The sequence below is a fragment of the Citrobacter sp. RHBSTW-01013 genome (genome assembly GCF_013781985.1).
GTDB classification, from domain to species: Bacteria; Pseudomonadota; Gammaproteobacteria; order Enterobacterales; family Enterobacteriaceae; genus Citrobacter; species Citrobacter braakii.
In genome coordinates, this window is the sequence record NZ_CP056185.1 from 3,305,922 (window position 1) to 3,318,930 (window position 13,009).

A 13,009-nucleotide genomic window follows, 5' to 3' on the forward strand; every position below is an offset into this window, starting at 1 on the left:
CGTGCAATGAATAAAACCCGTCAAAAAGAGCTGACCCGCTGGTTAAAACAGCAAAGTGTAATTTCCCAACGATGGCTGAACATTTCACGCCTGTTGGGGTTCGTGAGTGGTCTGTTAATCGTCGCTCAGGCCTGGCTCATGGCCCGCATTCTGGACCATATGATCATGGCCAATATTCCCCGAGAGGCGCTGCTGCTTCCTTTCATCGTGCTGGTATTGATTTTCATCCTGCGGGCATGGGTCGTCTGGTTACGCGAACGGGTCGGGTTTCACGCAGGGCAACATATTCGCTTTGAAATTCGCCGCCAGGTGCTTGACCGTCTGCAACAGGCTGGTCCGGCCTGGATACAGGGCAAACCGGCCGGGAGCTGGGCCACTCTGATCCTGGAGCAGATTGACGATATGCATGATTACTATGCACGTTATCTGCCGCAAATGGCGCTGGCCGTATGCGTCCCATTATTGATTGTGGCGGCGGTATTCCCGTCAAACTGGGTAGCCGCCCTTATTCTGCTCGGAACAGCCCCACTGATCCCGTTATTTATGGCAATGGTCGGTATGGGCGCTGCCGATGCTAACCGCCGCAATTTTCAGGCTCTTGCCCGCCTCAGCGGTCATTTCCTCGATCGTCTGCGGGGCATGGAAACGCTAAGAATATTTGGTCGCGGTGAAGCCGAAACGGAAAGCATCCGCGCAGCGTCGCAAGATTTCCGCCAGCGCACCATGGAAGTCCTGCGCCTGGCGTTCCTGTCATCCGGTGTCCTTGAGTTCTTTACCTCTCTGTCTATTGCGCTGGTAGCGGTTTACTTCGGTTTTTCCTACCTCGGAGAGCTCGATTTCGGCCACTACGGGACGGGCGTCACGCTGGCGGCAGGCTTCCTCGCGCTCATTCTGGCGCCGGAGTTTTTCCAGCCCCTGCGCGATCTGGGTACGTTTTATCACGCCAAAGCGCAAGCCGTGGGTGCAGCTGATAGTCTGAAAACCTTCATGGAAACCCCGCTGGCTCATCCAGAGCGTGGCGACATTGAGCTGGCGACGAAAGACGCCGTTTCAATTGAGGCACACGATCTGATTATCACTTCGCCGGAAGGTAAAGTGCTGGCCGGCCCGCTCAACTTTACCCTGGCTGCCGGGCAACGTGCGGTGCTGGTTGGACGCAGCGGTTCCGGTAAAAGTTCGCTGCTTAATGTCCTGTCCGGTTTCCTCTCTTATCGGGGATCGCTGCGAATTAACGGCTTTGAACTTCGCGACCTGTCACCTGATTCCTGGCGTAAACAGCTGTCATGGGTTGGGCAAAATCCGCAGCTTCCTGCCGCCACGTTACGCGAAAACGTTCTGCTGGCTCGCCCCGATGCCAGCGAAGAACAGCTACAAGCCGCACTCGACAGCGCCTGGGTCAGCGAGTTTTTACCGCTGCTGCCGCAGGGCGTGGATACGCCAGTTGGCGATCAGGCGGCCCGACTTTCCGTCGGGCAAGCGCAGCGCGTTGCCGTTGCTCGCGCCTTACTCAATCCCTGTCAGTTACTGCTGCTGGATGAACCCGCCGCCAGTCTTGATGCGCACAGCGAACAACGCGTGATGCAGGCGTTGAACGCGGCATCTCGCCGCCAGACCACGCTGATGGTGACGCACCAGTTGGAAGATCTTGCCGACTGGGACGCTATCTGGGTGATGCAGGATGGACAGATCGTTGAACAAGGTACCTGGACCGAACTTAGCTCAGCCAACGGGGCTTTTGCGACATTACTGGCTCATCGTCAGGAGGACATCTAAATGCGCGCTTTGCTACCTTATCTGACGCTGTATAAACGGCACAAATGGATGTTAACGCTGGGGATCGTTCTGGCGATCGTCACGCTGCTGGCAAGTATTGGTTTGCTGACGCTTTCAGGGTGGTTCCTGTCGGCTTCTGCAGTGGTTGGCGTCACCGGAATTTACAGCTTTAACTATATGCTCCCTGCCGCAGGCGTACGCGGCGCAGCGATCACCCGCACCGCGGGGCGTTATTTCGAACGACTGGTCAGCCATGACGCAACATTCCGTGTGCTGCAGCATTTGCGTATTTATACCTTCAGCAAACTACTGCCGCTCTCTCCTGCGGGCCTGTCCCGTTATGGACAGGGTGAATTACTTAACCGCGTGGTGGCTGATGTAGACACGCTCGATCATCTGTACTTGCGCGTGATCTCCCCGCTGGTGGGGGCTTTTGTCGTCATCATGGTGGTCACGCTGGGTCTAAGCGTTCTCGATTTCACGCTGGCTATCACCCTCGGCGGTATTATGCTGCTGACCTTATTTATTCTGCCCCCACTCTTTTATCAGGCAGGCAAAAGCACCGGACAAAGTCTGACGCATCTGCGTGGGCAATATCGTCAGCAGTTAACCTCCTGGCTACAGGGCCAGGCTGAATTGACCATTTTTGGCGCCAGTGAACGCTACCGCGCTCAAATGGAAGTCACCGAGCTGCAGTGGCACGAAGCCCAGAGACGCCAGTCTGAATTAACGGCGTTGTCGCAGGCGGTCATGCTGTTAGTCGGCGCGCTGGCAGTGATTATGATGCTATGGATGGCCTCAGGCGGCGTGGGCGGTAACACTCAGCCAGGCGCACTGATCGCGCTGTTTGTCTTCTGTGCACTAGCCGCGTTCGAAGCGTTAGCGCCTGTCACCGGCGCGTTTCAGCATCTCGGCCAGGTTATTGCCTCTGCGCTGCGCATCACCGAACTGACCGAACAGCAGCCAGAAGTGACCTTCCCGGATGCGGGTTCCTCGGTTTCAGAGCAGGTAACCCTTACGCTACGCGATGTATCATTCAGCTATCCAGGACAGGCGCAAAAGGCACTCGATACACTTTCCCTGCAAGCCAACCCCGGTGAACACATTGCGATTCTCGGTCGCACCGGCTGTGGTAAGTCAACGTTATTGCAATTGCTAACCCGCGCATGGGATCCGCAGAGTGGCGAGATCCTGATTAACGAACAGCCGATTGCGACCCTTAGTGAAGCCACGCTGCGCCAGAGTATCAGCGTCGTGCCACAGCGCGTGCATCTGTTCAGCGCTACGCTTCGCGATAACCTGTTGCTGGCGGCACCGGACGCCGGCGATGACGCATTAGCCGCGATGTTGTGCCGCGTCGGTCTGGACAAACTGCTTGAGGATGATGGACTCAACGCCTGGCTTGGCGAAGGCGGTCGTCAGCTTTCTGGCGGCGAGCTCCGTCGTCTGGCTATCGCCCGCGCCTTATTGCACGATGCTCCGCTGATGCTGCTGGATGAACCCACCGAAGGGTTGGATGCCACAACGGAAAGTCAAATGCTTGAATTAATTAGCGATGTCATGCGCAACAAAACCGTATTAATGGTTACACATCGTCTGCGTGGGTTGTCACGTTTTGATCAAATAATAGTAATGGACAACGGACAAATTATTGAGCAAGGTAATCACGCAGATCTGTTAGCCAGGCAGGGGCGTTATTACCAGTTTAAGCAACGTCTGTAAGCTATTATTGAACGATCAAACTCGCGTAGTGGAGTTTCGCTGTCATGCGCCTGGTGCAACTGTCCCGCCATTCCATAGCCTTCCCGTCACCGGAAGGCGCTTTACGCGAGCCTAACGGTTTATTGGCGCTTGGCGGCGATCTCAGCCCTGCCCGCCTGCTGATGGCCTATCAGCGCGGTATTTTCCCATGGTTTTCACCTGGCGACCCCATCCTTTGGTGGTCGCCCGATCCGCGCGCCATTCTTTGGCCCGAGAAATTTCACCTCAGCCGCAGCATGAAACGCTTTCATAAAAATTCGCCTTATCGCGTGACGCTCAATTACGCGTTTGGTCAAGTGATTGAAGGCTGCGCGAATGACCGGGAAGAAGGCACCTGGATAACGCATGATGTGGTGGATGCTTACCATCGCCTGCACGAACTGGGGCATGCCCACTCAATTGAGGTGTGGCGACAAAATGAATTAGTGGGCGGTATGTATGGCGTGGCGCAAGGTACGCTGTTTTGTGGCGAATCGATGTTCAGCCGTCAGGAAAATGCGTCCAAAACCGCACTGCTCGTTTTTTGCGCTGAATTTATCCGTCAGGGCGGAAAATTAATCGACTGCCAGGTATTAAATAGCCACACAGCCTCACTGGGCGCCGTCGAAACACCGCGTCGGGAGTACCTTGAGCACCTGAGCAGACTGCGCCAGCAGCGGCTACCGAGCCATTTCTGGATTCCCAGGATGTTATTTTCACCTCAGGAGTGAATGTTTTCGGCACATTTTTTGTCGGGGTGTTATAATTGTCGCGCAGAGTTGGTTTAGCCCATTACCCCGCCGCCGTTAAGGAACAGTTCGCGTCAGGCAACGCCTATCGTTTATCTCCTCGTTCCCTTACACGTTGCGCTTTAAGTGCGGCTTTGCCGTGTGTGGATAGAGTAATGCGCCAAACCCGATTTGCTGTGTTTTAAACGCACAAATCTTTACTTATTAAAAGAACTTCGGCATTATCTTGCCGGTTCAAATTACGGTAGTGATACCCCAGAGGATTAGATGGCCAAAGAAGACAATATTGAAATGCAGGGTACCGTTCTCGATACGTTACCTAATACCATGTTCCGCGTAGAGTTAGAAAACGGTCACGTGGTTACTGCACACATCTCCGGTAAAATGCGTAAAAACTATATCCGCATCCTGACGGGCGACAAAGTGACTGTTGAGCTGACCCCGTACGACCTGAGCAAAGGCCGCATTGTCTTCCGTAGTCGCTGATTGTTTTTAACGCCCGAATGGCGTCCAGATAATAAAAGGTCGGTTTAACCGGCCTTTTTTGTGGGCTGAAGCCTGGTATTTAATCCTCAATCATCCGCGCATATTCTTCCGTTAAGAAATCCACTAATGCGCGCACTGACGGTAATAATCCCCTGCGTGATGGAAAGACTGCGTGAATAATTTCTCGCTTAGGTTCCCAACCGTCGAGCAACGCCACCAACTCACCCGCAGCTAATTGATCTTTTACCATCAACTGTGGAAGTTGAACAACACCTACGCCGGCGACTGCGGCTTCGCGTAACGCCAGCATATCGGTGGTGATCATACGCGGCGTGAAATGCACCTCCGCCCGCGCGCCCTGCGGGCCGAATAATTCCCAACGATGCACATGTTTACCAGAGGCCAGACTCAAACCTGGCCAACGGGTCAGCTCTGCCGGAGAGTGTAGCGCCCCCATCTGCTCAATTAACTGTGGGCTGGCATACAAGCGATGTCCTCTGTCCGCCAGGACGCGCATCACCAGGTCGCTATCCTCAAATGGCTGAGGTCTGACGCGAATCGCCACATCCAGACCTTCTCCAACGACGTCAACACGGCGGTTAGTGGCCTCCAGTTGTACTGATACGTCAGGATAACGTGCCATAAAACGGGCAAGCATTGGCCCGATATGCACATGCAGCAACGTAACAGGACAAGTCAGCTTCACAACGCCACGCGGTTCAACCTGTAACGCGGCAATGGCATCCTGCGCCGCCTGCGCCTCCACCAGCATCGCCTTACAGTGTTCGTAAAAGGTTTGCCCGACTTCAGTCACGTTAAATTGCCGGGTGGTTCGCTGAATCAGTCGTACCCCTAGTCTCTCTTCGAGTTGCGCTATTCGTCGGCTCAGTTTTGATTTAGGTTCATCAAGCGCCCGACCCGCCGCCGCGAATCCCCCTTCCTCTACAACATGCACAAACCATGCAAAATCATTGAGATCCGGCCTTGTCATTTCATTGTCCTATTTTTGAGACAGTGAGAGCTATTTTAGCTACTACCCAGCTCGCTGTCATGAATATAAGCTTATTCACATCAAAACAACGCCACTGAGGAGACACATATGAAACAAGTAACAGGCGTCTACACCGCACCTCGCCCACACTGGGTTGGCGATGGATTTCCGGTTCGCTCGATGTTCTCTTACCAGTCTCATGCTGAGCAATTAAGCCCGTTCCTGCTGCTTGATTACGCGGGTCCGCATACGTTCACGCCGGGTAACGAAAAACGCGGCGTAGGTGAACACCCTCACCGCGGTTTTGAGACGGTGACTATAGTTTACAGCGGCGAAGTTGAACACCGTGATTCAACCGGTCGCGGCGGCATTATCGGCCCTGGCGATGTGCAGTGGATGACCGCTGGTGCAGGAATATTACACGAAGAGTTCCACTCCCCGGAATTTACCCGTCAGGGCGGTGAACTGGAAATGGTGCAACTGTGGGTCAATCTGCCGGCAAAAGACAAAATGGCCGTACCGGGTTATCAGGGCATCAGCAGCGATGTTATTCCCACCGTCGCCTTGCCCGATGATGCAGGCAGCGTTCGCGTGATCGCGGGTAGTTATCAGGATACGAAAGGCCCGGCACACACCTTTTCACCGCTGAACGTCTGGGATATGCGCCTGCAACGTAATCATCCGCTGACGTTGTCCCAGTCTGAAGGGTGGAGCACCGCTCTGGTGGTATTAAAAGGGAATATCACCGTAAACGGCACCACGCCTGCCAGCGAAGCACAACTGGTAGTGCTAAGCCAGCAGGGGAAAACGCTACACATTGAAGCCACCAGCGACGCCAGCGTGCTGCTGCTGTCTGGCGAACCGTTGAACGAGCCGATTGTAGGTTACGGTCCGTTTGTGATGAATACGAAACAAGAAATCGCTGAAGCCGTCCGCGATTTTAACTCCGGCCGCTTTGGCCAAATCTGAATCGAAGGAGAAGAATATGTCCAGTCCTGCAAACTTTAATGGTTCACGTCCGGTCATCGATGTGAATGATTCCGTCATGCTGCTTATCGATCATCAGAGTGGGCTGTTCCAGACCGTCGGCGATATGCCCATGCCGGAACTGCGTGCGCGTGCCGCCGCGCTGGCTAAAATTGCAACCCTGGCGAAGATGCCGGTAATTACCACGGCGTCGGTACCGCAGGGGCCTAACGGCCCGTTGATCCCAGAGATCCATGCCAATGCGCCACATGCCCAATACGTAGCACGTAAAGGCGAAATCAACGCCTGGGATAACGAAGACTTCGTGAAAGCGGTCAAAGCAACGGGTCGTAAGACGCTGATTATCGCCGGTACGATCACCAGCGTGTGCATGGCGTTCCCGGCCATCAGCGCGGTTGCGGAGGGCTACAAGGTCTTCGCAGTGATCGACGCTTCCGGTACTTACAGCAAAATGGCGCAGGAAATCACCCTGGCACGTGTTGTTCAGGCTGGCGTGATACCGATGGATACCGCCGCCGTCGCTTCTGAAATTCAGGGGACATGGAACCGTGAAGACGCCGCTGAATGGGCGGAAGTGTATACCAAAATCTTCCCGGCTTATCAGTTGCTGATCGAGAGCTATAGCAAGGCCCAGGAAGTCGTGACCAACGGCGAAAAACTGGACTCTCAGCGCTAATCATATTCTCCGCGCCTGTCCGGGCGGAGGAATATGTACATTGCGTAACCAAACGAGAGTTAACACGTAAATTCTGCTTGACCGTTTTAGCGCAACTCCCTATAGTAGCGCCCCGTTGCCCCCCAAGCGGTCAGGCAGCAATACAATATGGTGAGGTGTCCGAGTGGCTGAAGGAGCACGCCTGGAAAGTGTGTATACGGCAACGTATCGGGGGTTCGAATCCCCCCCTCACCGCCATATTCGAGAAAGAGCTCGTACGCAAGTACGGGCTTTTTTTTCGCATGTTGCACGCCTGCGGGGGGATGAGAAGCCCCGACCGGGGGTCGACAACTGGCGCAGCCAGTTGGACAGACTGAGAGCGCAGCGAACAGGCTGCCCGAAGGGCGAGCGAAGCGAGTCAATCCCCCGCTCACCGCCATATTCGAGAAAGAGCTCGTACGTAAGTACGGGCTTTTTTTTCGCATGTTGCACGCCTGCGGGGGGATGAGAAGCCCCGACCGGGGGTCGACAACTGGCGCAGCCAGTTGGACAGACTGAGAGCGCAGCGAACAGGCTGCCCGAAGGGCGAGCGAAGCGAGTCAATCCCCCCCTCACCGCCATATTCGAGAAAGAGCTCGTACGTAAGTACGGGCTTTTTTTTCGCATGTTGCACGCCTGCGGGGGGATGAGAAGCCCCGACCGGGGGTCGACAACTGGCGCAGCCAGTTGGACAGACTGAGAGCGCAGCGAACAGGCTGCCCGAAGGGCGAGCGAAGCGAGTCAATCCCCCCCTCACCGCCATATTCGAGAAAGAGCTCGTACGCAAGTACGGGCTTTTTTTTCGCATGTTGCATTTGCCTGATAAGCGTCACGCTATCAGGCATGTCGGTTATTGTCGGCTGAGCAGAGTTAACACTTCGTAATGCGCAGTATGTGGGAACATATCGAAAAGTTGGACGCGTTCAATGCGATACCCAGGCAACTCGCGGATATCCTTTGCCATGGTTTGTGCATTACAGCTGGAGTAAACGATAAAACGCGGCGCCATGCGGGAAAGAAAATCGCACAGCGGCTTCCCAATCCCCCGACGAGGCGGATTCACCAGCACCAGGTCCGGCACTTCTCCCTGTGCGGTAGCAAACTGGGTCGAATCCAGCGCCTGAAAATGCAGATTCTGCAACCCAAGCTCCTGCGCCGACTGTTTCGCGCAGGTAATGGCCTCTGGCGCAATTTCAATACCCGTCAGTTTCATCTGCGGCGTGGCGCAGTGCAAACCAAAACCCCCGACGCCGCAAAACAGATCCCACATGTGATTAACCGGAAGCTGACGCACCCAGTCGCGCGCCGTGGCATATAAATGCCCAGCCACCACTGGGTTGGTCTGGAAGAAGCTCTGTGGGCGTATCCACAATGGCACATCGTTAAAGCGTTCAGCCAGCGCCTGTTGTTCCGTCAGGAAGATTTCGCTCTCCCCTTCCATAATCGCCATATGCACAGGTTGAATATTGGCGGTGATCACTTTTAACTGCGGAAGCTGCGCCTGTAACCATGGCAGCGCCGTACGCAGTTGTGCCAGTTTCGCATCGGAGCGCAGAACAAAACGCAGCATCATACCGCCATCAAACCGGCTTTCCGTTAACAGCAGATATTTCAGCTCCCCGCGTTTGCGCGCCACGTTATAGGGCGTCAACCCCGCACGGGCGATAAACGGTTTTAGTGCGGCAAACACCGGCGCAAAAGACTCAGGATAGAGCGGACACTCGCACAAATCCTCCGGCGTACCGTCACGATGCAGCATCCCCAGCAGCGGTTTTTCCACGCTGCCGCTGACCACCATTTTGGCTTTATTACGAAAAGCGCTCTCCGGGCCGCTGACCGGCGCGCACCATTCTCCGACCGGATAATCGGCCAGCAGATTCTGCAGATCGGCTGTTTTGGCGAAGAGTTGATCGGCGACAGGCTGCGTTATCCACTGACAAGAGCGGCAGCGTTCGGCGTCATAAAGTGCGCACTGCATACAAAAACCTAAAAATTAACAGGGGGCGAAGATTATACACGTTATTGCAAGCGGAAGAACCGCCTGCTGGACGCAGGAACAAACAGCAGTAGCAACACCAGTATATCCGGCAATTTTTGCATCACCAGCGTATGCAGGATTTCACGTCTGGACTCTCCCGCAATGCTGAACAGTTCCGGATATCCATAGCCCAATGAGGCCGCCCACAGATAGACGCTGGCGATAATCTGGGTCAGTAGATAGACCCAGCGTGCCCAGTTCCGACCTTTAACCAGCGAAAATGCGCAGTAAATTTCGATAAACAGCAGCACCAGGCTACCCAGAAACACCAGCGTCAAATTCCAGGTCTGGACGCTGCGATGAATAAACTCGCTGGTTCCGCGAAACCCGAGCGTATTAAAAATCATCAACAGATCGAGACAGCGGATCATGATAATAGCCAGCGCCGCCACCTGCACTAAAGTAGGGACGTTTAAACGGGCATGTGATGTGGATGATTTCTTAAAAAATCCCAACGCGTCGTCTTCCATGAAAACGGCGCAGCCACCGCAGCTGCGCCGTATAGACAGGTTGGCAGATTTTAGTTTTTTCAGCCGCGTCTTGCACGTTGGATATCGCGAATCCGTTGTTTTTCTGTTCGCGCCATCAGATACCACGCGATAAATCCGATAATTCCTACCACGCCAAGTATCAACGTCGCCAGCGCGTTGATCTCCGGATTGACCCCCATACGTACGCTGGAGAACACCAGCATGGGTAACGTTGTGGCGCCAGGACCAGAGACAAAACTGGCAATGACCAGGTCATCAAGCGACAGCGTAAAGGCCAGTAACCACCCTGAGATCACCGCCGGCATAATCATCGGCAGCGTGATGACGAAAAAAACCTTCAGCGGCGTGGCACCAAGATCCATCGCCGCTTCCTCAATGGAGTGATCCAGTTCGCGTAAACGCGAGGAAATCACTACCGCCACGTACGCTGTACAGAATGTGACGTGCGCCAGCCAGATGGTCAACATACCGCGATCCGCTGGCCAGCCGATGGCGTGCGCCAACGCCACAAACAGCAGCAGCAGCGACAAACCGGTAATGACATCCGGCATCACCAGCGGTGCGGTGATCATAAAGGCGAAACCATTTGATCCACGAAAACGACCAAAGCGCACCATCACCACGGCGGCGATGGTACCGAGAATTGCCGCCATCGTCGCAGCACAGGCGGCAATCGTTAAGCTCATGCCGACGGCGCTTATCATCGCGCTATCGTGGAAAAGCTCACCATACCAACGCGTTGACCACCCCGCCCAGACCGTCACCAGCTTGGAGCTGTTAAACGAGTAGATAACCAACATCAGCATCGGCGCGTACAGGAAGGTAAAACCCAGTACCAGGATAAAAATACGCCACGGTGAGCGAACGACCGGTAAGTTATTCATCCGTGTTCCCCCACGCTTTTTTGCTGATATTTATGAAACCACATGATCGGCACAATCAGTAACAGCAGCATAATAATGGCGACGGCAGAAGCCACCGGCCAGTCACGGTTATTGAAAAATTCCTGCCAAAGCACGCGCCCAATCATGATGCTGTCCGGGCCGCCCAGCAGTTCCGGGATCACAAACTCCCCAACTGCCGGAATAAACACCAACATTGACCCGGCGATAATCCCGCCCTTGGTCAACGGCACGATCACGCTAAAGAAGGTTTTCAATGGTCGGGCGCCTAAATCCAGTGCCGCTTCCACCAGCGAGTAATCAATACGCGTCAGCGCGGTATAAATCGGCAGCACCATAAAGGGCAAATAGGCGTAAACAATACCGATATAGACCGCCAGATTGGTGTGCAGAATCGTCAACGGTTGGTCTATAACACCCAGCCACATCAGAACGTTGTTCAGGACACCGTTATTTTTCAGGATCCCCATCCAGGCGTATACGCGAATCAAAAATGACGTCCAGGACGGCAGGATCACCAGCAGCAACAGAATATTGCGTGTCGAGGGTTTGCTGTGCGCGACCGCCCATGCCAGCGGATATCCCAACAGCAGGCAACAGACAGTCGAAATCCCCGCTACCTGCAAAGATTGCAGATACGCATCAAAATAGAGCGGATCGTCCGTCAGTTGCAGGAAATTGCCTAAATTGAGGGTGATGGATAACTGATCGTCAGCCCATGAAATGAGGTCGGTATACGGCGGAATAGCCCGCGCCATTTCAGCCAAACTGATTTTGAAGACGATCAGAAATGGCAGCAGAAACAGGAGCATCAGCCACACATACGGCAGCGCGATGACCAGCTTGCGCCCGTGCTTCATTTGCAGCCGCGACATAAACAGCGTGAAACGCCCCACGTTATCCACGCGCGCCGGAGGTTCAAGTGTACTCATCTTCGCTCCTTAAACCGTCAACACCACACAGCTGTCCGCATCCCAACATAAACGGACTTCGTCACCCCAGGTTGGTAATCCCTTGCGATAACGATGTTCATTTTGTAGCTGAGCGCTCAGCATCTGGCCACTTTTCAAGCGTACGTGGTACACCGACAAATCACCCAGATAGGCAATGTGCACCACTTCGCCTACCGCGAAGTTATATCCCTCTGGCGGAGGGGCTTCGCAGAGCATGATTTTTTCCGGGCGCAGCGCAACATACACCGGGACGTTATCGACAACGGAAGCGTCTGCGTCCACTTTCAGCGGATGTACCAGTCCTGGAGACTCAATAACCAGACCATCTTCCTGACGCTCTTTCAGCAGCCCCTCAAAGACGTTAACCGAACCGATAAATTCTGCACTGTAACGCGTAGTCGGATGCTCGTAGATCTCTTCAGGCTCGCCGATCTGGACAAATTTGCCACGGTTCATGATCGCAATGCGGCCCGCCATCGTCATGGCTTCTTCCTGATCGTGCGTCACCATCACGCAGGTCACGCCGACACGTTCAAGGATATCCACCACTTCCAGTTGCATGCGGTCACGGAGCTTTTTATCCAGCGCCCCCATCGGTTCATCCAACAGCAGCAGCTTCGGGCGTTTCGCCAGGCTACGCGCCAACGCCACGCGCTGACGCTGACCGCCAGAAAGCTGATGCGGCTTACGTTTGGCGAACTCCTGCATATGCACGAGTCCCAGCATCTCACTCACCCGGCTGGCGATTTCAGCCTTTGGCAGCTTGTCCTGCTTGAGGCCAAAGGCAATGTTCTGCTCTACCGTCATGTGCGGAAACAAGGCATAGGACTGAAACATCATATTAATCGGACGCAGATAAGGCGGGACATGCGCTAAATCGACGCCATCAAGCATAATTTGCCCGGTTGTTGGCTGTTCAAATCCCGCCAGCATCCGCAACAGGGTCGATTTACCGCAGCCGGACGCCCCGAGCAGAGCAAATATTTCGCCTTTATAGATAGTAAGATTGACGTCATCAACGGCGTGCTGACCGTCAAAGGACTTGGTCAGGTTGCGAATTTCAAGCAGCGGGGTCAGCGCCTTGCGGATTTTCGCTTGTGGGCGTGGGGTTGCATCATTCAATTAGGCGCTCTCCGGCATAAAACAAAGAAACGGTGCAAATAACGCACCACGGTGGTGCGTATTGCCGGGTTATATGTGTCCGG

General features: G+C 54.5%; 12 protein-coding genes, 1 tRNA gene and 1 pseudogene. 8 read left to right on the forward strand and 6 right to left on the reverse strand.

All coding sequences use genetic code 11. The features are described from left to right. The first annotated feature begins 6 nt into the window (after nt 1–6). From cydD to infA, 5 genes and pseudogenes are all read left to right on the forward strand, one after another. The gene (gene cydD, locus HV350_RS15970; RefSeq protein WP_047359392.1) at nt 7–1,773 is read left to right on the forward strand and encodes a cysteine/glutathione ABC transporter permease/ATP-binding protein CydD; all 1,767 of its coding nucleotides are present in this window, start codon (nt 7–9) and stop codon (nt 1,771–1,773) included. Further along, nucleotides 1,774–3,495, forward strand: a complete 1,722-nt coding sequence (gene cydC / locus HV350_RS15975; protein WP_181628892.1) for a cysteine/glutathione ABC transporter ATP-binding protein/permease CydC — start codon at nt 1,774–1,776, stop codon at nt 3,493–3,495. It begins immediately after the preceding gene. 44 nt (nt 3,496–3,539) lie between these two features. Beyond that, nucleotides 3,540–4,244, forward strand: a complete 705-nt coding sequence (gene aat, locus HV350_RS15980) for a leucyl/phenylalanyl-tRNA--protein transferase (RefSeq protein ID WP_046274664.1) — start codon at nt 3,540–3,542, stop codon at nt 4,242–4,244. Then, a pseudogene (locus HV350_RS15985) lies at nt 4,245–4,602 on the forward strand (hypothetical protein). After that, nucleotides 4,530–4,748, forward strand: a complete 219-nt coding sequence (gene infA / locus HV350_RS15990) for a translation initiation factor IF-1 (RefSeq protein WP_002211347.1) — start codon at nt 4,530–4,532, stop codon at nt 4,746–4,748. The pseudogene HV350_RS15985 and the gene infA overlap by 73 nt, the downstream one beginning before the upstream one ends. 79 nt (nt 4,749–4,827) lie before the next feature. Here infA and HV350_RS15995 read toward each other — a convergent pair whose 3' ends face one another. After that, entirely contained in the window at nt 4,828–5,739 is a 912-nt protein-coding gene (locus HV350_RS15995; protein ID WP_181628894.1) for a LysR family transcriptional regulator, read from the reverse strand. Between the two features lie 108 nt (nt 5,740–5,847). On the opposite strand from HV350_RS15995, the gene HV350_RS16000 reads away from it, so the two are divergent. From HV350_RS16000 to HV350_RS16010, 3 genes are all read left to right on the forward strand, one after another. After that, complete coding sequence (locus HV350_RS16000) at nt 5,848–6,708, forward strand: pirin family protein (RefSeq protein ID WP_016156102.1); 861 nt, start codon at nt 5,848–5,850, stop codon at nt 6,706–6,708. 16 nt (nt 6,709–6,724) lie between these two features. Next, nucleotides 6,725–7,402 (forward strand): isochorismatase family protein, encoded by a 678-nt coding sequence (locus tag HV350_RS16005; RefSeq protein WP_016156101.1) that lies wholly within the window; start codon nt 6,725–6,727, stop codon nt 7,400–7,402. 149 nt (nt 7,403–7,551) lie between these two features. Then, nucleotides 7,552–7,639, forward strand: a tRNA-Ser gene (locus HV350_RS16010). A gap of 631 nt (nt 7,640–8,270) precedes the next feature. Here HV350_RS16010 and rlmC read toward each other — a convergent pair. The 5 genes from rlmC to potG are packed head-to-tail and all read right to left on the reverse strand — an operon-like array spanning nt 8,271 to nt 12,926. Then, nucleotides 8,271–9,398 carry a 23S rRNA (uracil(747)-C(5))-methyltransferase RlmC gene (rlmC, locus tag HV350_RS16015; protein WP_049259765.1) on the reverse strand — a complete coding sequence of 376 codons (1,128 nt, stop codon included), beginning with the start codon at nt 9,396–9,398 and terminating at the stop codon, nt 8,271–8,273. Nucleotides 9,399–9,439: 41 nt separating this feature from the next. Next, nucleotides 9,440–9,928 (reverse strand): YbjO family protein, encoded by a 489-nt coding sequence (locus HV350_RS16020; RefSeq protein WP_181628896.1) that lies wholly within the window; start codon nt 9,926–9,928, stop codon nt 9,440–9,442. A gap of 59 nt (nt 9,929–9,987) precedes the next feature. Then, nucleotides 9,988–10,833 (reverse strand): putrescine ABC transporter permease PotI, encoded by an 846-nt coding sequence (potI, locus tag HV350_RS16025; protein ID WP_016152417.1) that lies wholly within the window; start codon nt 10,831–10,833, stop codon nt 9,988–9,990. Next, nucleotides 10,830–11,783 (reverse strand): putrescine ABC transporter permease PotH, encoded by a 954-nt coding sequence (gene potH / locus HV350_RS16030; protein ID WP_016152416.1) that lies wholly within the window; start codon nt 11,781–11,783, stop codon nt 10,830–10,832. Before potH ends, potI begins: the two co-directional genes overlap by 4 nt. Before the next feature lie 9 nt (nt 11,784–11,792). Then, nucleotides 11,793–12,926 carry a putrescine ABC transporter ATP-binding subunit PotG gene (potG, locus tag HV350_RS16035; protein WP_016152415.1) on the reverse strand — a complete coding sequence of 378 codons (1,134 nt, stop codon included), beginning with the start codon at nt 12,924–12,926 and terminating at the stop codon, nt 11,793–11,795. Nucleotides 12,927–13,009 lie beyond the last annotated feature (83 nt).

Coding starts and splice junctions, on each gene's coding strand:
- aat (WP_046274664.1), top strand. CDS start 3,540: ATGCGCCTGGTGCAACTGTCCCGCCATTCCATAGCCTTCCCGTCACCG.
- cydC (WP_181628892.1), top strand. CDS start 1,774: ATGCGCGCTTTGCTACCTTATCTGACGCTGTATAAACGGCACAAATGG.
- HV350_RS15995 (WP_181628894.1), bottom strand. CDS start 5,739: ATGACAAGGCCGGATCTCAATGATTTTGCATGGTTTGTGCATGTTGTA.
- cydD (WP_047359392.1), top strand. CDS start 7: ATGAATAAAACCCGTCAAAAAGAGCTGACCCGCTGGTTAAAACAGCAA.
- HV350_RS16000 (WP_016156102.1), top strand. CDS start 5,848: ATGAAACAAGTAACAGGCGTCTACACCGCACCTCGCCCACACTGGGTT.
- HV350_RS16020 (WP_181628896.1), bottom strand. CDS start 9,928: ATGGAAGACGACGCGTTGGGATTTTTTAAGAAATCATCCACATCACAT.
- potH (WP_016152416.1), bottom strand. CDS start 11,783: ATGAGTACACTTGAACCTCCGGCGCGCGTGGATAACGTGGGGCGTTTC.
- HV350_RS16005 (WP_016156101.1), top strand. CDS start 6,725: ATGTCCAGTCCTGCAAACTTTAATGGTTCACGTCCGGTCATCGATGTG.
- rlmC (WP_049259765.1), bottom strand. CDS start 9,398: ATGCAGTGCGCACTTTATGACGCCGAACGCTGCCGCTCTTGTCAGTGG.
- potI (WP_016152417.1), bottom strand. CDS start 10,833: ATGAATAACTTACCGGTCGTTCGCTCACCGTGGCGTATTTTTATCCTG.
- infA (WP_002211347.1), top strand. CDS start 4,530: ATGGCCAAAGAAGACAATATTGAAATGCAGGGTACCGTTCTCGATACG.